Source organism: Streptomyces sp. NPDC001270 (genome assembly GCF_042896695.1).
Lineage (GTDB): Bacteria > Actinomycetota > Actinomycetes > Streptomycetales > Streptomycetaceae > Streptomyces.
Genome location: NZ_JBIAXM010000008.1, coordinates 16,733 through 37,642, shown reverse-complemented (window position 1 = coordinate 37,642; position 20,910 = coordinate 16,733). Strand labels below are relative to the sequence as shown.

The window sequence follows — 20,910 nt, the reverse complement described above, 5'->3', positions numbered from 1 at the left end:
CCCGCGCCGGCGGAGATCCACTACTCAGGTGTCGCCCGGCGCCCGGTGAGGTGCCTGGCGTTCTCCAGGTGTGCGGTGAGCTGCTTGCGGATGTGCTCGGTGGCCGCGTCGAGCGCCTTGCGGGTGCGCCGCCCGCCGGCCACGTCCGGACCCGCCGCCGCGTCGAACGCCTGGAACGGGTCACCGAAGACGACGTCGACCCGGGAGCGCAGCGGGGGCAGCGCGCCGATCAGCCGTCCCCGCCGCTCGGCGCTGCCCAGGACGGCGACCGGCACGATCGGCGCCCCGCTGCGGACGGCGAAGTAGGCGAGCCCGGCGCGCAGCGAGCCGAAGTCGCCCTCGCCCCGGGTGCCTTCCGGGAAGATGCCCAGCACGCCGCCGTCCGTCAGCACGCCGAGCGCCCGGGTGATCGCCGTACGGTCGATGGCGGCACGGTCCACCTGGAGCTGGCCGATGCCGGTCAGGAAGGTGCCGAGCGGGCCGGCGAACGCCTCCTTCTTGATCAGGAAGTGCGTCGGCCGGGGTGCCACGCCCAGGACCATCGGCCCGTCGATGTTGTGCGAGTGGTTGACGGCGAGGATCACCGGGCCGCTCGCGGGCACCTTCCAGGCACCGAGCACCCGCGGCCGCCACAGTCCGTACATCAGCCCGACGCCGATGCGCCGTCCGACCTCGGCGCCCCGGAGCGCAGGTGCCCCGTCCGCGGGTGCTGCGCTCACTTCGCGGCCCGCTTCTCCTCGACGAGCGTGACGACGCACTCGATGACCTGCGCCAGCGTGAGGTCCGTGGTGTCCACCTCCAGCGCGTCGCCCGCCTTCACGAACGGCGAGGTCTTCCGGCCGGCGTCCGCGGCGTCCCGCTTCAGCAGCGCGTCCCGGGTGGAGTGCACGTCGGCGCCCCGCAGTTCACCGCTGCGCCGGGCGGCGCGCGCCTCGGCCGAGGCGGTCAGGAACACCTTCACGTCGGCGTCGGGCAGCACGGTCGTACCGATGTCGCGGCCCTCGACCACGATGCCGCGCTCCGCCGAGCCGGCCAGCGAGCGCTGCAGCTCGGTGATGCGGGCGCGCACCTCGGGCACCGCGCTGACGGCGCTCACCCTGGCGGTGACCTCGTCGGTGCGGATCGGTCCGGCCACGTCGACGCCGTCCACGGTGATCGTGGGGCCGGCCGGGTCGGTGCCCGAGACGATCTCCGGCTTGCCGGCCACGGCGGCGATCGCGGACGGGTCCGTCACGTCGATCCCGTGGTGCACCATCCACCAGGTGATGGCGCGGTACTGGGCGCCGGTGTCCAGATAGCTCATGCCGAGCTGGGCGGCCACGGCCTTCGAGGTGCTCGACTTGCCCGTGCCGGAGGGGCCGTCGATCGCGACGACGACGGGCTGAGCGCTTTCCACGGTGAGGACGCCTTCCTGGTCCAGGGTGCGGGACGGGCGTGATACCGCCCTGGACAAGGTTACTGGGTGAATGTCACTCGTCCGGCCGTCTACTGCCGGATCGCCCAGCCCCGCTCCCGCAGCGCCGCCGTCAGCAGGGGCGCCGCCTTGGGCTCCACCATCAGCTGCACCAGACCGGCCTGCTGGCCGGTCGCGTGCTCGATCCGTACGTCCTCGATGTTGACGCCGGCCCGGCCCGCGTCGGCGAAGATGCGGGCCAGCTGGCCCGGCTGGTCGTCGATGAGGACCGCGACCGTCTCGTACACACGCGGCGCGCTGCCGTGCTTGCCGGGTACGCGGACCTGGCCCGCGTTGCCGCGCCGCAGCACGTCCTCGACGCCCGCGCTGCCCGCGCGCCGCTTCGTCTCGTCCGAGGACTGCAGGGCGCGCAGGGCGCGGACGGTCTCGTCGAGGTCGGTGGAGACGTCGGCGAGCAGGTCGGCGACCGGCCCGGGGTTCGCGGACAGGATGTCGATCCACATCCCCGGTTCGGAGGCGGCGATCCGGGTCACGTCCCTGATGCCCTGCCCGCACAGGCGCACGGCGGCTTCCTCGGCGTGCTCCAGGCGGGCGGCCACCATGCTGGAGAGCAGCTGGGGCATGTGCGAGACCAGGGCCACGGCCCGGTCGTGCGCGTCCGCGTCCATCACGACCGGCACCGCCCGGCAGTGCGAGACCAGCTCCAGGGCGAGGTTCAGCACCTCGGTGTCGGTGTCGCGGGTGGGTGTCAGCACCCACGGCCGGCCCTCGAAGAGGTCTTCCGTCGCCGCCAGCGGGCCGGACTTCTCGCGGCCCGACATGGGGTGGGTGCCGATGTACCGGGCGAGGACGGCCTCGTCGAGGCCCTGCTCCTCCAGTTCGCGGCGCGGGCCGCCCTTGATGCTGGCCACGTCGAGGTAGCCGCGGGCGACGCCGCGGCGCATGACGTCCGCGAGGACGGTGGCCACGTGGGCGGGCGGGGCGGCGACGATCGCCAGGTCGACGGGGCCGTCGGGGGCCTCGTCGGTGCCGGCGCCGAGGGCGGCGGCGGTCCGCGCCTGCCCCGGGTCGTGGTCGCTGAGGTGGACGACGACGCCCCGCCGGGTCAGGGCGAGCGCGGCGGAGGTGCCGATGAGTCCGGTGCCGATGACGAGTGCGGTCCTCACTGGGCGATGTCCTTGCGCAGGGCGGCGGCGGCACCGAGGTAGACATGGGCGAGACCGGCGCGGGGCCGGTCGGTCTCGATGTGCGCGAGGACCCGGACCACCCGGGGCATGGCGCCCGTGATGTCCAGTTCCTGGGCGCAGACCAGCGGTACGTCGACGATGCCGAGCCCCCGCGCGGCAGCGGCCGGGAAGTCGCTGTGCAGGTCGGGGGTGGCGGTGAACCAGACGCTGATCAGGTCGTCGGCGGTCAGTCCGTTCCGCTCGAGGAGGGCGGTGAGCAGGGCCCGGACCTGCTCGTCCATGTGACCGGCCTCGTCCCGTTCCAGTTGGACGGCCCCCCGGACCGCTCGTACCGCCACGGCGCTGCTCCTTGCTGTGATGAGGTGCCTGTCGGGCCCTTGGTCCGTCCAGCGTAGTCAGCCGCCGTCCGCCGGGGGCCGGGCGCCCGCTCGCTGAGACGGATCCGTCGCGTCGGCGGGCCGGTCCGGGGTCGGCGCGGGCGGATCGGGCGGCGCGGGCGGATCGGACCTGGCGAGTACGTCGAGCAGGTCGCACAGCGGGTTGGCCGCGTCGTCGCGCTGGGCCCGGCCGGCGGCGGAGAACAGGGCGCCGAGGGCGCCGCCGGGGGTGGGATCGTCGTCGCCCTCCTGGCTGAGGAGTCCGCCGAGCAGGCTGCCGGGATCGTGAGCCGCCATGGTCCCGCCTTTCGCGCGCGGCCGGGTGCCGGTGCGGACCCGACCTCCAGACCGCCAATGTCACGTGGATCGCCCACCCGCGCTACTCGGGGTGCCGAGGCGGGTGCGCTCCGTGCGGGTTGGGCTATCGGGTGCATGAAATACGGTTTTTGCTGTGCTTCACCCTGATTTGCGGCTTCGGATGTGCCTTCGGTGCCAAGATGCTGGTGCTGTGCTCCGCTCGGAGCGACTCCCCCACGACCCGGCTGCTGCCCGGTCCTTCCGCATGTTCGGAGTGACGACATGACGCACGGAGCGACGACATGACCCATGATTCGACGCGGCGCACGGTTCTGACGACGGGCGCGGCCGCGCTCGCCGCGACCGCGGTCGGCTGCGGCAGTGAGAGCGGATCGTCCTCGGCCACCTCCACCTCCGCCGCTTTCAGCACGACTCCCCCCAAGGGATCCGGAAGTCCCACGGGTGCCTCCGCGTCCCCGAGCACCTCCCCGAGCGGCGCCGCGGGGCAGGAGCTGGCGCGGACCAGCGACATCCCGGTCGGCGGCGGCAAGGTCTTCGCCGAACACAAGGTAGTGGTCACCCAGCCGACGCGGAGCGACTTCAAGGCGTTCTCGGCGATCTGCACCCACCAGGGCTGCACGGTCGACAGGGTGGCCGACGGGACCATCGACTGCCCCTGCCACGGCAGCCGGTTCGACATCGCCGACGGCTCGGTGGCGCACGGCCCGGCGACCCGGCCGCTGCCCACCGAGCAGATCAAGGTGGAGGGAAATTCGATCCGCCTGGTGTGAGAGGACGCGTACCCTCCCCGGCATGCAGCCCCTGGACCTGGTACGCGACCACACGGTCTACGCCTGCGTCATGGGTTCGCGTGCCTTCGGGCTGGCGACGGACACCAGTGACACAGACCGGCGCGGTGTGTTCCTCGCGCCCACTCCCTTGTTCTGGCACTTCGACAAGCCCCCGACCCATGTGACGGGCCCGGCGCCGGAGCAGTTCAGCTGGGAGCTGGAACGCTTCTGCGAGCTGGCACTGCGCGCGAACCCGAACGTCCTGGAGTGCCTGCACTCGCCGCTGGTGGAGCACGCGGACGACACGGGCCGTGAACTGCTGGCGCTGCGCGGGGCGTTCCTCTCCCGCCGGGTGTACGACTCGTTCACCCGGTACGCGGTGAGCCAGCGCAAGAAGCTCGAAGCCGATCTGCACCGGTACGGCGCCCCGCGCTGGAAGCACGCCATGCACCTGCTGCGGCTGCTCACCACCGCGCGCGATCTGCTGCGTACCGGAGTGCTGACGGTCGAGGTCGGTGACGAGCGCGCGTCCCTGCTGGCGGTGAAGCGCGGCGAGGTCCCGTGGCCGGAGGTCGAGGCGCGGATGGCCCGGCTGGCCGCGGAGACCGAGCGGGCCGCGCCCGGCACCCCGCTGCCGCCGGAGCCGGACCGCCGCCGTGTCGCGGACTTCCTGTTCCGGGCGCGCCGCGCCTCAGCCCTGCGCGCGGACGCCGTCGGGCCCGGAGCCGATGGGACCGGGGGCGTCGGGACCGGAGCCGATGGAACCCGAGCCGACGGGCCCGGAGCCGACGGGGCCGGTCCCGTCCAGTCGGGCGCGCACCACGAAGTCGTGCAGGGCGTCGTGAGCGCTGGGCACAGCGGGCAGCGCTGAGGCGGCCTGCGCCTCGTCGAGCACGGCGTGCAGCCGCTCCACGTCGGCCACCACGCGCGCATGGTCGACGTCGGCGGCCCCGTGCTCGTGCCGCGCCTTGGCGGCGATCAGGCCGGCAAGCACCCGGGGGCCTCGAACAGCACGGGGTCGGGCTGATCGGTGACCACGGCGGTCAGGTCCATGCCGAGTATGTCGATCACGGGTCTAATCGTCCCAGAGGGCGCCCAGCGTCAGCAGGTCGCTGTGGTACTCGATCCGGTCCGCCCACTCGGCCGGCCAGGCGCCCGCCCCCAGCCAGGCGCCCGCGAAGGCCCCGGTGAGGCAGGCGATGGAGTCGGAGTCGCCGCTGGAGCAGGCCGCGCGGCGCAGCGCGGTCACCGGCTCCTCGGGGAAGATCAGGAAGCACAGCAGGCCGGTCGCCAGGGCCTCCTCGGCGATCCAGCCGGCCCCGGTGGCCAGGCACGGGTCGTCCTCCGGCGCGGGCGTGCGCAGGGCGTCCCGGAGGCGGTCGAGGACCGCCAGGCACTCGTCCCAGCCGCGCGCGGCGAAGTCCTCGGGCGTGGGGTCCCCGGTGCGGGTCCACAGATCGCCGAGCCAGCTGTGGTGGTAGCGGGTGCGGTTGTCGTGGGCGTACGCGGCCAGTTGGTCGAGCAGTGCGGCGGGCGCGGTGTCCTGGGCGAGCAGCCGTACGGCGTGGGCGGTGAGGTCGGAGGCGGCCAGGGCGGTCGGGTGCCCGTGGGTGAGCGCGGCCTGCAACTGGGCGGCGCCTGCGCGCTGTTCGTCGCTCAGGCCCGGGGTGAGCCCGACGGGTGCCACCCGCATGTTCGCGCCGCAGCCCTTCGAGCCGGTCTGGCTGGCCTCCTGCCAGGCCCGCCCCTGCTCCTTCAGCAGGTTGCACGCGGTCAGGCAGGTGCGGCCCGGGGCCCGGTTGTTCTCCGGTGACTGGTACCAGTCGACGAACTCCTCGCGCAGCGGCCGCTCCAGGCGCTTCGGCGCGAGCACCCCGCGGTCCATGGCCGTGCGCAGCCCGCGTCCCAGGGCGAGCGTCATCTGGGTGTCGTCCGAGACGAGGGCCCGCCGCGGCAGTTCCATCTCCCGCCAGGGCCCGCACTTGGCGAGGATCGACGGGACGTCGTTGAACTCGGTGGGGAAGCCGAGCGCGTCCCCGAGGGCGAGGCCCAGCAGGGATCCGGTGGCGGGCTGTTTGGAGACGGCGTCGGTCATGCGGGGTGTCCTTCCCTGGACGGTCGCAGCAGCGGTGGGTGCAGGGCGGTGGCGCCGCCCGCGCGGTAGAGGGCGGCCGGTTTGCCGCGGCCGCCGGTCAGCCGGGTGGCGCCGGAGGCCGGTTCGACGAAGCCGGGCACGGCGAGCACCTTGCGGCGGAAGTTGGGCCGGTCGAGCGGGACGCCCCAGACCGCCTCGTAGACCTGCTGCAGTTCGCCGAGGGTGAAGGCGGCCGGGCAGAAGGCGGTGGCGGCACAGGTGTGTTCGAGCCGGGCGCCGACCCGGTCCCGGGCGTCGGCCAGGATCCGGCCGTGGTCGAAGGCGAGCGGCGGGGCCGTGTCGTACGGCAGCCAGCGCGCCTGGGCGGCGTCGCCGCCGCCGCGTGGTTCGGGCGCGTCGGGCAGCAGCGCGGTGAAGGCGACCGAGACGACCCGCATCCGCGGATCCCGTCCGGGCTCGCTGTAGGCGCGCAGTTGTTCCAGGTGCGGCCCGGTGACGTCGTCGAGTCCGGTCTCCTCGGCCAGTTCGCGCCGGGCGGCGGTCTCCGCCGACTCGTCGGGCAGCAGGAAGCCGCCGGGCAGCGCCCAGTGGCCGGCGTACGGCTGCTGCCCGCGCTCGACGAGCAGCACCCGCAGGACGCCCTCGCGGACCGTCAGCACGGCCAGGTCGACGGTGACGGCGAAGGGTTCGTACGCGTGCTTGTCGTAGCCCCGCACGGGAACACCCCCTCTTTAATAGTCACTGAGACTATAAAGAGGGGGTGTCCGGCGCGCAAGCCTTCGGCGGCCCTCAGCCTGCGGAGGTCCTCAGAGGTCGACTTCCTGCATCAGCATCCCGACCTCGGTGTTCGACAGGCGGCGCAGCCACCCCGACTTCTGGTCACCCAGGGTGATCGGCCCGAAGGCGACCCGCACCAGCTTGTCGACCGGGAAGCCCGCCTCGGCGAGCATGCGCCGCACGATGTGCTTGCGGCCCTCGTGCAGGGTGACCTCGACCAGGTAGTTCTTGCCGGTCTGCTCGACGACCCGGAAGTGGTCCGCGCGCGCGTACCCGTCCTCCAGCTGGATGCCGTCCTTGAGCTGCTTGCCCAGGTCGCGCGGGATCGGACCCACGATGTGCGCGAGGTAGGTCTTCTTCACGCCGTACTTGGGGTGGGTCAGCCGGTGCGCCAGCTCGCCGTGGTTGGTGAGCAGGATGACACCCTCGGTCTCGGTGTCGAGCCGGCCCACGTGAAAGAGCCTGGTCTCCCGGTTGGTGACGTAGTCGCCGAGGCACTGGCGGCCCTCGGGGTCCTCCATGGTGGCCACGACACCGGCGGGCTTGTTGAGCGAGAAGAACTGGTACGACTGCGTGGCGACGGTCAGTCCGTCGACCCTGACCTCGTCCTTGTCCGGGTCGACCCGTTTGCCCTGCTCGGTGACGATCTCCCCGTTGACCTCGACGCGGGCCTGGTCGATCAGTTCCTCACAGGCCCGCCGCGAGCCGTAGCCCGCGCGCGCGAGGACCTTCTGCAGCCGCTCGCCCTCCTGCTCCGCGCCCGGGAAGGTCTTGGGCGGCTTGACGTCCTTCTTGCCCGCGTACCGGTCCCGGTTGCGCTCCTCGGCCTGTGCCTCGTACTCACGGGAGCGCCCCGGAGCCGTACGCCCGCCACCGTCCTGCCGGGCCTGCCGGGGCCCGCCCTTGGCGCCACCGCGCGCGGCACCGCCGCGCCCGGACTTGGGGCCGTCCTTCGTCGCGCCGGGGCCGACGTCGTAGCGGCGCTCCTCGGGGCGGGGGTTGCGGGGACGGCCCTGCCCCTGCCGGTCGTCCCTGTCGTTGCCGGCACCACGGTAGTTGCCGCGCCCGCCGTTCCTGCCGCTGCCGCTGCTTCGCATCAAAATTCCGTCTTAGTCGTCTGCGTCCTGACCGCCGGGCGCATCGGGAGCGTCCGGGTCGAACGACGGTACGCCCTCCTGGGTCTCGGCCTCGATCGCCTCAGCCTCCGGGAGGAAGGGCGCGAGTTCCGGTAGCTCGTCCAGGCCGCGCAGGCCCATCCGCTCCAGGAAGTAGTTCGTCGTCCCGTACAGGATCGCACCTGTTTCGGGTTCCGCGCCCGCCTCCTCGATCAGCCCGCGCTGCAGGAGGGTGCGCATCACGCCGTCGCAGTTGACGCCGCGTACGGCCGAGACGCGGCTGCGGCTGACCGGCTGGCGGTAGGCGACCACGGCCAGGGTCTCCAGCGCGGCCTGGGTGAGCCGGGCCTGCTGGCCGTCCAGGACGAAGCCCTCGACGGCGGCCGCGTACTCGGGGCGGGTGTAGAAGCGCCAGCCGCCGGCGACGAGCCGCAGCTCGAAGCCGCGGCCCTGCACGGTGTACTCGTCGGCCAGCGCCCGCAGCGCGTCCCCGATCTGCCGCTTGGGCCGTTGCAGGATCTTGGCCAGGTGCTCCTCGGTCGCGGGCTCGTCCACGACCATGAGGACCGCTTCCAGGGCGGGCCTGAGTTCCAGCTCCGCGACGGTGGACGCACCCGCCGGGAGCCCGGTGGTGTCCTCGCTCACGCCTTCTTCTCCTCCTTGGGCTCCTCGGGCGGCCGGTCGAACTCGTCCGTCACCGTCGGTGCGTCGTCGCTGTCGCCGCCGGTCCAGCGCACGACCAGCTCGCCGAGAGCGGTCTCCTGGTCGAGTGCGACGGCCTTCTCGCGGTACAGCTCCAGCAGCGCGAGGAAGCGGGCGACGACGGTCAGTGTGTCGTCGGTGTCCTCGACCAGCGTCCGGAAGCTGGCCTCGCCCAGGTCCCGGAGCCGGGCGACCACGATCCCGGCCTGTTCCTGCACGCTGACCAGCGGCGCGTGGATGTGGTCGACGTACACCTGGGGCTTCGGCCTGGGCTGCATCGCCTTGACCGCGAGCCGGGCGAAACCCTCGGGTCCGATGCTGATGACGACCTCGGGCAGCAGCTCGGCGTGGTGCGGTTCGAGGCCCACGGTACGGGGGTGGCGCAGGGCCTCCGCGTCGAGGCGGCGGTTGAAGATGTCGGCGATCTGTTTGTAGGCGCGGTACTGGAGCAGCCGGGCGAACAGCAGGTCGCGGGCCTCCAGGAGGGCGAGGTCGGCCTCGTCCTCGACCTCGGCGGCGGGCAGCAGCCGGGCCGCCTTCAGGTCGAGCAGGGTGGCGGCCACGACCAGGAACTCGGTCGTCTGGTCCAGGTCCCAGTCCGGCCCCATCGCCCTGATGTGCGCCATGAACTCGTCGGTGACCTTGGAGAGCGCCACCTCGGTGACGTCCATCTTGTGCTTCGAGATCAGCTGGAGCAGCAGATCGAAGGGCCCCTCGAAGTTGGCGAGCCGGACCTTGAAGACGCCGTCCGGCGGCTCGTCCCCCTCGGCGTCGGCACCGGCACCGGCGTCCGCCACGACGGCCACGTCCCCGGGTACGACGGCTTCCGCGCCCGCCGCGCCTTCCTCCGGTACGACGGCCTCGGTGCCCCCCGCAACGGTCTCCGGCACGACGGCCCTCGCTGCCTCCGTGACGTCGTCAGGCCCGGCAGCGACATCATCCGGCTCGGCGGCGGCGACGTCCGGCTCGGCAGCGACGGTGACCGCGGTCCGGTCAGGGGCGATCGGCTCGGAGTTCTCCGGCTCGGGAGCCGGCACGGTCGCCACGGGCGGCTCGGCCGGTGGAGCCGACGGCGCGGCGCCCGGGCCCCGGCCCAGCGAACGCCGACGACCGGCGGATGCGCCGTGGGAGGAGGGGGCATTCGAGGTCATGGCCCCCGCAGGCTATCGCCAAACCCCCCGAACCAGGTCGGCCACGGACCGACAGCACCCCCAAAGGGGCACGGGAACCTACACCCCCGCAGCGAAGCGGCGGCCTACGCAGCAAACCCATCCCACAGGGGCGCGGGGAACCGCGCGACACACCACAACGAACCCGCAGCCGAAGAACGACAGCGACCACTCAGCGCCCCCTCAGGGGCGCGGGGAACCGTGCAACACACCACGACCAACCCGCAGGCGAAGGACGACAACACCCCGCCAACGGTCTCAGCTCAGCGCTCAGCGCCCCCGCAGGCGACGCACGAGAATGCTCGCGTCCCCACGGGACTCCAGGTCGGCCAGTACCACGGCGACCGCTTCACGCACGATGCGCCCGCGGTCGACGGCCAGCCCGTGCTCGCCCCGCAGGACCAGACGTGCATGCTCCAGGTCCATCAGTTCCTCGGCGGACACGTACACGGTGATCTTCTCGTCGTGCCGCTCGCGCCCGCTGGGCCGGCGCGCCGCGGCACGTCCGCGCTTGCGGGACTGCGCGCCCGCAGAAGGCGCCGCAGGGGAAGGCGCACCGGCGGCGGAGCCTTCCGGTGCCGCCGCCTGGCGCCGCGCCGGGCGTTCCGCGGCGGCGGACCGGCTGCGGGACTCGCCCGCGTCGGCGGGCTCCGCCTCCGCCGCCACGTGCTCCGCGCCGTCGCCGTCGCCGCCCTGTGCGGGCACGGAGTGCGGCGCGTCCTCGGCGGCGGCCGCCGCGTCGCTCTCCCCCGCGGGGGGCGGCACCCTGGCCTCGCCGTTGGCCTGGCGCCGGGGAGTGGACGCCTGGAGCGCCATCCCCCCTGTCGTTCGGAACAGTTCGTCGGCACCGGGCAGACTCACTCGGCGTGACACCGGGCGAGCACCTCCCTGGCGAGCTGGCGGTAGGCGGCGGCACCGACGGAGTTGGAGGCGTACGTGGTGATCGGCTCACCGGCGACCGTGGTCTCCGGGAAGCGGACCGTGCGGCCGATCACCGTGTGGTAGACGTGGTCGTCGAACGCCTCGACGACACGCGCGAGCACCTCACGGCTGTGCACGGTGCGCGAGTCGTACATCGTGGCCAGGATCCCGTCGAGCTCCAGCTCCGGGTTGAGCCGCTCCTGGACCTTCTCGATGGTCTCGGTCAGCAGGGCCACACCGCGCAGGGCGAAGAACTCGCACTCCAGCGGCACGATGACCTTGTGCGCGGCCGTCAGGGCGTTGACGGTGAGCAGGCCGAGCGAGGGCTGGCAGTCGATCACGATGTAGTCGTAGTCGGGCAGCAGCGGCTTCAGGGCGCGTTGCAGCGTCGACTCGCGGGCGACCTCGGAGACCAGCTGGACCTCGGCGGCCGACAGGTCGATGTTGCTCGGGAGCAGGTCCATGTTCGGGACCGCGGTCTTCAGCAGGACCTCGTCCGCGGACATGCCCCGCTCCATGAGCAGGTTGTAGACGGTGAGGTCCAGCTCCATCGGGTTGACGCCGAGGCCGACCGACAGCGCGCCCTGCGGGTCGAAGTCCACGAGCAGCACCCGCCGGCCGTACTCCGCGAGCGCGGCACCCAGATTGATGGTCGACGTCGTCTTGCCGACGCCGCCCTTCTGGTTGCACATCGCGATGATCTTCGCGGGTCCGTGGTCGGTCAGCGGACCCGGGATCGGGAAGTACGGCAGCGGACGCCCGGTCGGGCCGACGCGCTCGCGGCGCTGGCGGGCAGCGTCGGGCGCGAGCGTGGCCGCGTACTCGGGGTCGGGCTCGTATTCGGCATCGGGGTCGTAGAAGTGCCCCTCGGGCAGTTCGTCGTAGTCGGCGAAATGGTTGTGGGGCGCGCCACTTCCGTCGCCGGCCATGGCGTTCACGTGATGGCCATCCATGCTCTGGTGTGCTGGCTGAGTCACCCCAGGAATCCGGTGACTCTGGTGGGCTGCGAAGGTGCGCACAGCAACGGAGCCGACAGCCTCGAACCCCGCGGCACCCTGGCCCCGTACGGGCATTCCTGGTTGACCACCCCCGGGAGAAAATGTCGACTCATTCACAAGTCGTCTTACCTCCTTGGTGACCAGGGAACTTCTAGACAGGTCAGCGTGGCACCATGCCGACGGTTGGCGACTCTATGGCGTGTCGGCGGTCCGCAGCAACACAATCCGCCGGACCCGGCAGGATGTGTCGGCAATGGAACATCCCTCTGTCAAGGGCGTACGGCCGTCGCACAGCAGGTTTCACCGGTGTACGAATCGGTCGAAGGGTTACGTTCGAGGCGAGTTGACCGAGAGCCGCAAAGTGACCATACACACATCCGGCCGGACCCTGTGGACAAGGTCCGGCCGGATGTGTGCGGTTGACCCGCCGAGTTGACGTATCGCCTTTACGAAAAGGTGACTTAGCCGATCAGGGTCTCCAGCGCCACGTGCTCCAGGCCGTGCGCCTCGGCGACCTGCCGATAAACCACCTTGCCGTCATGGGTGTTCAACCCCTTGGCCAGCGCGGGGTCCCGGCGCAGCGCCTCGGCCCAGCCGTTGTTCGCGAGCGACACGATGTACGGCAGGGTGGCGTTGGTCAGCGCGTACGTGGAGGTGTTGGGCACCGCGCCCGGCATGTTGGCGACGCAGTAGAAGACCGAGTCGTGGACGCGGAAGGCCGGCTCCGCGTGCGTGGTCGGGCGGGAGTCCTCGAAGCAGCCGCCCTGGTCGATCGCGATGTCGACAAGGACACTCCCCGCCTTCATCCGGGAGACCAGCTCGTTGCTGACCAGCTTCGGGGCCTTGGCGCCCGGGATGAGGACGGCGCCGATCACGAGGTCGGCCTCCAGGCACGCCTTCTCCAGCTCGAAGGCGTTGGAGACGACGGTCCGGATCTTCGTCCCGAAGATCTTGTCGGCCTCCTTGAGCTTGTTGATGTCCGTGTCGAGGAGGGTCACCTGGAAGCCCATGCCGATGGCGATCTGCACGGCGTTCCAGCCGGAGACGCCACCGCCGATGACGACGGCCCTGCCGGCCAGCACCCCCGGCACGCCACCGGGCAGCACACCGCGCCCGCCGTGGGCGCGCATCAGGTGGTAGGCACCGACCTGCGGGGCCAGCCGGCCCGCGACCTCGGACATCGGAGCGAGCAGCGGCAGGGCGCGGCCCGGCAGCTCGACGGTCTCGTAGGCGATCGCCGTGGTGCCGGACTCCAGCAGGGCGTCGGTGCACTCCTTGGAGGCGGCCAGGTGCAGATAGGTGAAAAGCGTCTGGTCCTTGCGCAGGCGGTGGTACTCCTCCGCGACCGGCTCCTTGACCTTCAGCAGCAGGTCGGCGGCGGCCCACACGTCGTCGGCGGTCGGCAGGATCTCGGCGCCGGCGGCGACGTACTCGGCGTCCGGGATCGACGAGCCGACTCCGGCGGCCCGCTCGACGACGACCTGGTGACCGCCGCGCACCAGCTCGTGCACGCCGGCGGGGGTGATGGCCACCCGGAACTCATTGTTCTTGACCTCGCGAGGGATGCCGACCTTCACATGGATCACGGTCCTTGGCTCAGTGGGTGTGGGGGCATAACAAAATATTCCGGGCATGACGGGGCACACCAGGAGACACCGCAGGAGAACGTGCAGCAGAGCCAGTTTAATGAAGGTGTTCCGGCTGTCTAGCCTTCTATTGCATCAATCTTCGCCGGATGTACTACGGATTTCGCAGGCGTTAGCGTCGTGTTCCGGGTCTGTCCCATCCGCACGGCTCTCCGGGAGGTCCGGCTCCTCCTCACCCAGCATGCGCTCGGCGGCGCTGCGGTGCAGTCGCGCCGCGGCGCAGTCGCCGAGGCGGTCCAGGGTGTCGGCGAGCCGCATCTGCAAGGCAGCCTGCAACCGCACGTCCTCGGCACGGCGCGCCCACTCCACCGCCTCCTGGCAGGTGCGCAGCGACTCCTCGGGCCGTCCCGCGTACTCCTGGACCCGGGCCAGTTCGCTGAGCGCCCGCGCCCGGGCGGCGACGTCGCCCGCCTTGCGGTATCCGGCCACGGCCGCGCGCCAGTTCCGCAGCGCCTCGCCGTAGCGGCCCGCGTAGGTGTGGGAGGTGGCGATGCGGCCGTAGAGCCGGGCGGCGTCCGTGCGCTCGTCGCGGGCCAGGCGCTGGGCGAGGGCCCGTCCGAACCAGTCGGCGGCTCGGTCGTGGTCCCCCAGCTCCTGGTGCGTGCCGCCCACGGATTCCATCGCGCGGCCGGTGGCATACGGGTCGTGCGCCTCGCGTCCGGCGTCCAGCGCGGCCCGGTAGCGGACCAGGGCCTCGTCCGTACGGCCGGTCCGGGCGTCCAGGTCGCCCAGGTTCAGCAGCGCGGCGGCCCGCTCCCTGGGCAGGTTCCGGCGCTCGGCGACATCGAGGACGAGGCCGTGGATGCCGTACAGATCGTCGGCCGCCTCCTGGGTGCCGACATGCGCCACCATGGCCCTGACCAGCTGGGACATCAGCCGACGGGCCAGGGTGTCCAGTTCCCCGTCGGCGACCGCGAGGCGGGCGGAGGCCAGCAGCGCGGGCTTGCGCACGCCCAGCCAGTCGGCGGCGGCGCGGGGGGTCGGGAAGCGCAGGGTGCGGGGCAGGCCCTGGAGTTTCGCGCGGACCTCGGGCTGGTCCGTCTCGGTGATCGCCCGGCAGGAGTGGAGCAGCCGTACGGTCCGCTCCAGCATCCGGGCCCGGGCCAGTTGCAGTTCGCCGGGCCGGTCCTGGGACTCGGCGAGGGCCTTGAGCATGGGGTGGAGGCAGCCGGGGACCTCGTACTGCGGCAGCGGGGCGGCGGCCCTCCGCAGCAGGCCGAGGGCGACGAAGTCGTCCAGGGTGGTGTGGGCGGCGCCGACCGAGCAGCCGGCCAGCGCGGAGGCGGTGTGCGGGTCGGCCAGGCCCGCGGGGGCCAGGGAGAGCAGGCGCAGTATCCGGGCGGCCGGGCCGGGCAGGGTGTCGTACACGAACCGGAAGACGCGGCCGAGCCCGGTCCCCTCGTCGTCCCTCGCGTTCAGGCGCTTGACCAGGTCGGCGACGGCCGCCTTGGGGCGGGCGGCGAGCCAGCCGCCGGCCAGGATCAGGGCGGCGGGCTGGGCCCGGCACGCCTCGACCAGGTCCTCGGCGGCGCGCGGGTCGACCGTGATGCGCACCGAGCCGGTGTACCGGGTCAGCAGTTCCAGGGCCGATTTGGTGTCGAGCCCGCCCACGGTGCACGGGCGGACGTCCGCGATCCCGGTGAGCGGGCCCTGCGACACGGCGACGACCAGGCAGTCCGGGCTGTCCGGGAGCAGCGCGTCGACCTGCTCGGCGCTGCCCGCGTCGTCCAGCAGGAGCAGCGTCCGGCGTCCGGCCAGGGCATCGCGCAGATCGGCGGTCAGGTCGTCCTCGGCGGCTCCGGGCACCGTGGGCAGCCCGAGTGCGGCCAGCAGTTCGCGGGCGGTCCGCTCGACCGGGACGGGGGTGCCGTCGGGCTCCCCGAGCCGGGCGCGCAGCACCCCGTCGGGATAGCGGTCGGCGACCTGCCGGACCAGCTCCGCGGCGAGTTCGCTGCGGCCGGAGCCGGGCCGGCCGGCGACGAGGAGCACCCGGGCACGGGGGGCCTTGCGGCCGGCGATGGTGTCGAGCCCCGCGCGCTCGATGTCGGCGCGCAGTTCCTTCAACTCCCTTGCGCGGCCCAGGAACTGCCCCTCAGCGGCCGGGGGTCCGGACACCTGCACGCCGTCTGTCTCCACCGCCTGATCCGTCACGGGCCACGCTCCCGTCCCACCGCACACGCCGGCCCACCGGGTCGTTTCCGGGCGCCGCGCCTTCTCTTCGGCTCATCCGCGAGGAGCCTAGTTCACGCTCAGCGACGTACCGGGCGGAGCACGGCGAACGGGTCGCCCGATCGGATCAGGCGATCGTCACACCGGAGCCGGACCACTCGATTCCGGGCGTTCGGGTCCTGGTGTTTCGGTTCCGGGCGTCCGGTTCCGGGCGTCCGGTCCAAGAACGGCGCGGCAGCCGGCGCAGGGACGCGCCGGTGCGCGGCGTCGAGGGACCGGGTGCCTGGCTCCGGGGCACCGGTGAGCGGTTTCCGGGCGCCGGCACGCGGTTCCGGGGCCGGGCGGCGGGCGCGGCTCAGGACTCGAAGGGGCGCGCGGGCCAGGGAGCGTCGGCCGGGCGCAGCGCGTCGAGACCGCCGCCCGCCCGGGCGGCGGTCAGCGACAGGACGCCCACCGCGAGGCAGTTGTTGTGCAGTTCGCCGGCCAGCACGCCGCGCACCAGCTCGGCCACGGACACCCGCGCGTACTCCAGATCGATCTCCTCGTCCTCGGCGGCGAAGCGCTCGCCGTCCGCCTCGGACAGGTTCCGGGCCAGGAAGATCCGTACGGCCTCGTCGCAGCCGCCCGGCGTGGTGTACACGTCGGTCAGCACCCGCCAGTCCTCCGCCTTGACGTGGGCCTCCTCGTACAGCTCGCGCTGGGCGGCGTGCAGCGGGTTCTCGCCGGGCACGTCGAGCAGGCCGGCCGGGATCTCCCACAGCTTCTGCCGGACCGGGTGGCGGTACTGGCGGATCAGCAGGACCCGGTCCTCGTCGTCGAGGGCGAGGACGGCCACCGAGCCGGGGTGGACCTGGTAGTCGCGGCGGGCCACCGTGCCGTCGGGCATGACCACGTCGTCCGTGCGGACAGAGGTCTTGTTCCCCACGAAGGGGGTCTCGGTCGCCCGGATCTCCCACTCCTGCGGGGTGTCCTTGATCGTCATGCCCTGTCCTTCCACGTGCGCACGAGAAACCGGGGCGCCCCCTCCGCGGGTGGTGCACCCCGGCCACCGTACCGCCGCTGTGTTACCCGGAGTTCCGCTCCGCCTCGACCGACCGCGCCACCGCGGCCTTCACGAGGCCGGCGAACAGCGGGTGCGGCCGCGTCGGGCGTGAGCGCAGCTCGGGGTGCGCCTGGGTAGCGACCAGGTAAGGGTGCGCATCGCGCGAGTACTCGACGTACTCGACGAGCTTGCCGTCGGGCGACGTCCCGGAGAACACGATGCCCGCCTTCTTCTCCAGCTCGGCGCGGTAGGCGTTGTTGACCTCGTACCGGTGCCGGTGGCGCTCCTCGACGTACTCCTTGTCGCCGTAGACCTCGCGCACGATGGAGCCCTCGGCCAGCTTCGCCGGGTACATGCCGAGCCGCATGGTGCCGCCCATGTCGCCCTCGCCCGCCACGATGTCGAGCTGTTCGGCCATGGTGGAGATGACCGGGTGGGCGGTGGCGGAGTCGAACTCGGTGGAATTGGCGTCCGGGATGCCGGCCAGGTTGCGCGCGGCCTCGATGACGATGCACTGGAGGCCCAGGCAGAGGCCGAGCAGCGGGATCCGGTTCTCCCGGGCGTAGCGGATCGCGCCGACCTTGCCGAGCACGCCGCGGTCGCCGAAGCCGCCCGGGATGCAGATTCCGTCGACACCGGCGAGCTGGGCCTGGGCGCCGGCCGGGGTCTTGCAGTCGTCCGAGGTGACCCACTTGATCTTCACCCGGGCCTTGTTGGCGAAGCCGCCCGCGCGCAGCGCCTCGGTGACCGAGAGGTAGGCGTCCGGCAGGTCGATGTACTTGCCGACCAGCGCGAGGGTGACCTCGTGGTCGGGGTTGTGGACGCGGTCGAGCAGGTCGTCCCAGGTCGTCCAGTCCACGTCGCGGAAGGGCAGGTCCAGCCGGCGCACGACGTAGGCGTCCAGGCCCTCGCCGTGCACGGTCTTCGGGATGTCGTAGATCGAACGGGCGTCCGGGCAGGCGACCACGGCGGCCTCGTCGACGTCGCACATCAGCGAGATCTTCCGCTTGATCGCGGTCGGCACCTCGCGGTCGCAGCGCAGCACGATCGCGTCGGGCTGGATGCCGATGTTGCGCAGGGCGGCGACGGAGTGCTGGGTCGGTTTGGTCTTCAGTTCGCCGGACGGACCGATGTACGGCAGCAGCGAGATGTGCACCACGAAGACGTTGTCCCGGCCCACCTCGTGGCGCACCTGGCGGACGGTCTCCAGGAACGGCAGCGACTCGATGTCGCCGACGGTGCCGCCCACCTCGGTGATCACGACGTCCACCTCGTCGGTGGCCATGCGCCGGATGCGGTGCTTGATCTCGTTGGTGATGTGCGGGATGACCTGCACCGTGTCGCCCAGGTACTCGCCGCGCCGCTCCTTGGCGATGACGGTGGAGTACACCTGGCCGGTGGTGACGTTGGCGGTTCCGTCCAGGTCCCGGTCGAGGAAGCGCTCGTAGTGCCCGATGTCCAGGTCGGTCTCGGCGCCGTCGTTGGTGACGAAGACCTCACCGTGCTGGAACGGGTTCATCGTGCCCGGGTCGACGTTCAGGTACGGGTCGAGCTTCTGCATCACGACGCGCAGTCCCCGCGCCTTGAGGAGCATGCCCAGGCTGGAGGCGGTGAGGCCCTTGCCCAGCGAGGAGGCGACACCCCCGGTGACGAAGATGTGCTTGGTCGTCGTGGCTGTGCTGTTTCGGAAAGCAGCGGGCGGCATGGCCAAGAGGGGGCTCCCGTGGTCGCGGTCTGGAGTGCGGTGCGGCTCCTGGTCCGGAGGTCTCCGGGGTGCCGTCGCTGCGGTTCTCGGGGGACCCCTGTTGTCTGCGGAGTTTGTCGCGTTTGTCGCGTTTCCGTCGGGGGCGCCCACCGGCCCACGGGCTACCAGGGTATCAGCGCCGGGAGGGCGTCGGCTTCCGGCCACGCTCCGCGCACACGTCGATACGGGCGCGCACTGCTTACCCGGTTCTCACCCATTGGTCACTCGTTCGGCTCATACGGGTTGCCCAGAGCGGCACGCAGATCATCTACGTGCGTCGTATCCTGCTCGGACACTCACTGCCGAGCCCCGCCGGAAACCAGGGCACACCCCCGCCCGTCTCCACCGGAACAACGCGTGCTCGTCAGTCCGTCGAGTTGTGATCGTCGTTTTGCCTCGGGGCCGAGCGGCTGCTTTGCTTCAAATCTCAACGACGCATGACGCGACTCACAACGCGACGCATAACGACGCATAACAACGAACCCCTTGACCGCACAGAGCGATAACCCCTTCGTGGGGTGACGTGGCCGTTCGACTGGAGTTGCACGTGGCCGGGCGCATCGAAGATTACGCACTCATCGGAGACATGCAGACAGCTGCGCTGGTCTGCCGGGACGGCACAGTCGACTGGCTGTGCCTGCCCCGCTTCGACTCACATGCCATCTTCGCCGGTCTACTGGGCACCGAAGAACATGGATTCTGGCGGCTCGGTCCGGCCCACGCGGCCGACGCGCAGCCGCCCACGGCGGCCCGGCGCACCTACCGCGGCGACTCGCTGATCCTGGAGTCGGAGTGGGACACCCCGCGCGGCACCGTTCGTGTGACGGATTTCATGCCTCCGCGTGACGGCGCCCCGCAGCTGATCCGCATCGTCGAAGGCGTCACCGGCCGGGTGCCGATGCGCTCCGCCCTGCGGATGCGCTTCTCCTACGGCCGGGTCGTGCCCTGGGTGCACAAGTACGACGGGCGTACGGTCGCGGTCGCCGGCCCGGACTCGGTGTGGTTCGACACCACCGCGGAGACCTACGGCAAGTCGCTCACCACCTACGCCGACTTCACCGTCGCCCCCGGCGACCGCATGGCCTTCACCATTTCCTGGCAGCCTTCTCACCGGGAGCCGCCCGGGCTGCCGGAGCCGGAGCAGTCGCTGGAGGCGACCGAGGAGTTCTGGCGCGAGTGGGTCGAGAACTGCACGTACCACGGGCCGTACCGCGAACCGGTGATCCGCTCCCTGATCACGCTCAAGGCCCTCACCTACGCCCCGACGGGCGGCATCGTCGCCGCGCCCACGACCTCCCTGCCGGAGGACATCGGCGGCGTCCGCAACTGGGACTACCGCTACACCTGGCTGCGGGACGCGGCGATCACCCTGTCCTCGCTGCTGCGCACCGGCTATCGCGAGGAGGCCCGCGCCTGGCGGGAGTGGCTGCTGCGGGCGGTGGCGGGCGACCCGGAGAACCTCCAGATCATGTACGGCATCGCGGGTGAGCGCGAGCTGGGCGAGGCGGAGCTTGACTGGCTGCCCGGCTACGAGAAGTCCGCCCCGGTCCGGGTCGGCAACGGCGCCGCGCACCAGCTCCAGCTGGACGTGTACGGCGAGGTCACCGAGGCCCTGCACCTGGCCCACATGACCGGCCTGGCCCGCAACGACTACGCCTCGCTGCTCCAGTTGAAGCTGATCCGCTACCTGGAGGACCACTGGGACGAGCCGGACGAGGGCATCTGGGAGGTGCGCGGCCCACGCCGGCACTTCGTGCACTCCAAGGTGATGGCCTGGGTCGCGGTGGACCGCACCATCAAGCTGATCGAGTCCGGGGACGCGGACGGACCGCTGGAGCGGTGGCGCGAACTGCGCGACGACATCCACCGGGACGTGTGCGAGAGGGGCTACGACAAGGAGCGCAACACCTTCACCCAGTCCTACGGCTCCAAGGAGCTGGACGCCTCGCTGCTGCTGATCCCGCAGATGGGCTTCCTGCCGCCGGACGACAAGCGGGTGATCGGCACCATCGAGGCGATCCAGCGGGAGCTGTCCACTCCGGACGGCTTCATCCTGCGCTACCCCACCGAGGGCGAGCACGAGGGCGTCGACGGCCTCCCCGGCGACGAGGGCGCCTTCCTCGCCTGCTCGTTCTGGATGGCGGACGACCTCGCGATGATCGGACGGGTGGACGAGGCCCGCAAGCTGTTCGAGAAGCTGCTGGCCCTGCGCAACGACCTCGGTCTGCTGGCCGAGGAGTGGGATCCCGTCCGCAAACGGCAGGTCGGCAACTTCCCGCAGGCTTTCAGCCACGTCCCGCTGATCGACACGGCCCTGCGCCTGACGGCCTCGGGGGCGTACGGCGGCTGAGCCCGCGCCGGGCGGCTCCCGGCACGTCCCGGTGTCCGGGGCCGGCCGGGCGGGTCAGGCGCGGCCCCGGTGCGGAAAGGGGGCGGCCGTGGAGCGGTCCCGCTGCGGAAGACGGC

General features: G+C 72.0%; 17 protein-coding genes and 3 pseudogenes. 3 read left to right on the top strand and 17 right to left on the bottom strand.

Translation table 11 applies throughout. The annotated features are described in order from the left end of the window. Positions 1-20: 20 nt before the first annotated feature. The 5 genes from ACFY2B_RS15255 to ACFY2B_RS15235 form a co-directional block, all read right to left on the bottom strand. On the bottom strand, positions 21-758 hold the full coding sequence (locus tag ACFY2B_RS15255) for a lysophospholipid acyltransferase family protein (RefSeq protein WP_390763595.1): 738 nt from the start codon (positions 756-758) through the stop codon (positions 21-23). Continuing rightward, positions 716-1,396: a (d)CMP kinase gene (cmk, locus tag ACFY2B_RS15250; protein ID WP_390763823.1), complete on the bottom strand. Its 681-nt coding sequence runs from the start codon at positions 1,394-1,396 to the stop codon at positions 716-718. Before cmk ends, ACFY2B_RS15255 begins: the two co-directional genes overlap by 43 nt. Positions 1,397-1,485: 89 nt before the next feature. Further along, positions 1,486-2,580 (bottom strand): prephenate dehydrogenase, encoded by a 1,095-nt coding sequence (locus tag ACFY2B_RS15245; RefSeq protein ID WP_390763594.1) that lies wholly within the window; start codon positions 2,578-2,580, stop codon positions 1,486-1,488. After that, complete coding sequence (gene aroH / locus ACFY2B_RS15240) at positions 2,577-2,939, bottom strand: chorismate mutase (protein ID WP_390763593.1); 363 nt, start codon at positions 2,937-2,939, stop codon at positions 2,577-2,579. Before aroH ends, ACFY2B_RS15245 begins: the two co-directional genes overlap by 4 nt. Positions 2,940-2,996: 57 nt before the next feature. After that, positions 2,997-3,275, bottom strand: coding sequence for a hypothetical protein (locus ACFY2B_RS15235; protein ID WP_390763592.1), 279 nt, complete (start codon positions 3,273-3,275; stop codon positions 2,997-2,999). Between the two features lie 302 nt (positions 3,276-3,577). On the opposite strand from ACFY2B_RS15235, the gene ACFY2B_RS15230 reads away from it, so the two are divergent. Together ACFY2B_RS15230 and ACFY2B_RS15225 are read left to right on the top strand one after the other, a co-directional pair. Next, entirely contained in the window at positions 3,578-4,066 is a 489-nt protein-coding gene (locus tag ACFY2B_RS15230) for a Rieske (2Fe-2S) protein (RefSeq protein WP_390763591.1), read from the top strand. Positions 4,067-4,088: 22 nt separating this feature from the next. Further along, positions 4,089-4,811 (top strand): annotated as a pseudogene (locus ACFY2B_RS15225) (DNA polymerase beta superfamily protein); the annotation flags it as partial. A gap of 54 nt (positions 4,812-4,865) precedes the next feature. Here the strand turns inward: ACFY2B_RS15225 and ACFY2B_RS15220 are convergent. The 12 genes and pseudogenes from ACFY2B_RS15220 to ACFY2B_RS15165 form a co-directional block, all read right to left on the bottom strand. Then, positions 4,866-5,051 (bottom strand): annotated as a pseudogene (locus ACFY2B_RS15220) (nucleotidyltransferase domain-containing protein); the annotation flags it as partial. Between the two features lie 90 nt (positions 5,052-5,141). Beyond that, positions 5,142-6,161 (bottom strand): ADP-ribosylglycohydrolase family protein, encoded by a 1,020-nt coding sequence (locus tag ACFY2B_RS15215; RefSeq protein WP_390763590.1) that lies wholly within the window; start codon positions 6,159-6,161, stop codon positions 5,142-5,144. Continuing rightward, on the bottom strand, positions 6,158-6,877 hold the full coding sequence (locus tag ACFY2B_RS15210) for an NUDIX domain-containing protein (RefSeq protein ID WP_390763589.1): 720 nt from the start codon (positions 6,875-6,877) through the stop codon (positions 6,158-6,160). The genes ACFY2B_RS15215 and ACFY2B_RS15210 overlap by 4 nt, the downstream gene beginning before the upstream one ends. A gap of 90 nt (positions 6,878-6,967) precedes the next feature. Then, positions 6,968-8,035 carry a pseudouridine synthase gene (locus ACFY2B_RS15205; protein WP_390763588.1) on the bottom strand — a complete coding sequence of 356 codons (1,068 nt, stop codon included), beginning with the start codon at positions 8,033-8,035 and terminating at the stop codon, positions 6,968-6,970. Between the two features lie 15 nt (positions 8,036-8,050). Further along, positions 8,051-8,698, bottom strand: a pseudogene (gene scpB / locus ACFY2B_RS15200) (SMC-Scp complex subunit ScpB); the annotation flags it as partial. Then, positions 8,695-9,906, bottom strand: a complete 1,212-nt coding sequence (locus ACFY2B_RS15195) for a segregation and condensation protein A (protein ID WP_390763587.1) — start codon at positions 9,904-9,906, stop codon at positions 8,695-8,697. The gene ACFY2B_RS15195 and the pseudogene scpB, both read right to left, overlap by 4 nt. A 288-nt stretch (positions 9,907-10,194) precedes the next feature. Beyond that, positions 10,195-10,797 (bottom strand): hypothetical protein, encoded by a 603-nt coding sequence (locus ACFY2B_RS15190; protein WP_390763586.1) that lies wholly within the window; start codon positions 10,795-10,797, stop codon positions 10,195-10,197. Beyond that, the gene (locus tag ACFY2B_RS15185; RefSeq protein WP_390763585.1) at positions 10,782-11,918 is read right to left on the bottom strand and encodes a ParA family protein; all 1,137 of its coding nucleotides are present in this window, start codon (positions 11,916-11,918) and stop codon (positions 10,782-10,784) included. The genes ACFY2B_RS15190 and ACFY2B_RS15185 overlap by 16 nt, the downstream gene beginning before the upstream one ends. Before the next feature lie 386 nt (positions 11,919-12,304). Further along, positions 12,305-13,420 carry an alanine dehydrogenase gene (ald, locus tag ACFY2B_RS15180; protein ID WP_390763822.1) on the bottom strand — a complete coding sequence of 372 codons (1,116 nt, stop codon included), beginning with the start codon at positions 13,418-13,420 and terminating at the stop codon, positions 12,305-12,307. Between the two features lie 144 nt (positions 13,421-13,564). Beyond that, on the bottom strand, positions 13,565-15,640 hold the full coding sequence (locus ACFY2B_RS15175; protein ID WP_390763584.1) for a tetratricopeptide repeat protein: 2,076 nt from the start codon (positions 15,638-15,640) through the stop codon (positions 13,565-13,567). 373 nt (positions 15,641-16,013) lie between these two features. Continuing rightward, entirely contained in the window at positions 16,014-16,640 is a 627-nt protein-coding gene (locus ACFY2B_RS15170) for an NUDIX domain-containing protein (protein ID WP_390763583.1), read from the bottom strand. A gap of 82 nt (positions 16,641-16,722) precedes the next feature. Then, positions 16,723-18,405 (bottom strand): CTP synthase, encoded by a 1,683-nt coding sequence (locus ACFY2B_RS15165; RefSeq protein ID WP_390763582.1) that lies wholly within the window; start codon positions 18,403-18,405, stop codon positions 16,723-16,725. Positions 18,406-18,967: 562 nt separating this feature from the next. On the opposite strand from ACFY2B_RS15165, the gene ACFY2B_RS15160 reads away from it, so the two are divergent. Beyond that, a complete protein-coding gene (locus ACFY2B_RS15160) occupies positions 18,968-20,794 on the top strand; it encodes a glycoside hydrolase family 15 protein (protein WP_390763581.1) in 1,827 nt (608 codons plus the stop codon). Positions 20,795-20,910 lie beyond the last annotated feature (116 nt).

Excerpts from the sequence above, each read along its gene's own strand:
- ACFY2B_RS15235 (WP_390763592.1), bottom strand. The coding sequence starts at position 3,275 with ATGGCGGCTCACGATCCCGGCAGCCTGCTCGGCGGACTCCTCAGCCAG.
- ACFY2B_RS15230 (WP_390763591.1), top strand. The coding sequence starts at position 3,578 with ATGACCCATGATTCGACGCGGCGCACGGTTCTGACGACGGGCGCGGCC.
- ACFY2B_RS15215 (WP_390763590.1), bottom strand. The coding sequence starts at position 6,161 with ATGACCGACGCCGTCTCCAAACAGCCCGCCACCGGATCCCTGCTGGGC.
- ACFY2B_RS15205 (WP_390763588.1), bottom strand. The coding sequence starts at position 8,035 with ATGCGAAGCAGCGGCAGCGGCAGGAACGGCGGGCGCGGCAACTACCGT.
- ACFY2B_RS15195 (WP_390763587.1), bottom strand. The coding sequence starts at position 9,906 with ATGACCTCGAATGCCCCCTCCTCCCACGGCGCATCCGCCGGTCGTCGG.
- ACFY2B_RS15185 (WP_390763585.1), bottom strand. The coding sequence starts at position 11,918 with ATGCCCGTACGGGGCCAGGGTGCCGCGGGGTTCGAGGCTGTCGGCTCC.
- ACFY2B_RS15170 (WP_390763583.1), bottom strand. The coding sequence starts at position 16,640 with ATGACGATCAAGGACACCCCGCAGGAGTGGGAGATCCGGGCGACCGAG.
- ACFY2B_RS15165 (WP_390763582.1), bottom strand. The coding sequence starts at position 18,405 with ATGCCGCCCGCTGCTTTCCGAAACAGCACAGCCACGACGACCAAGCAC.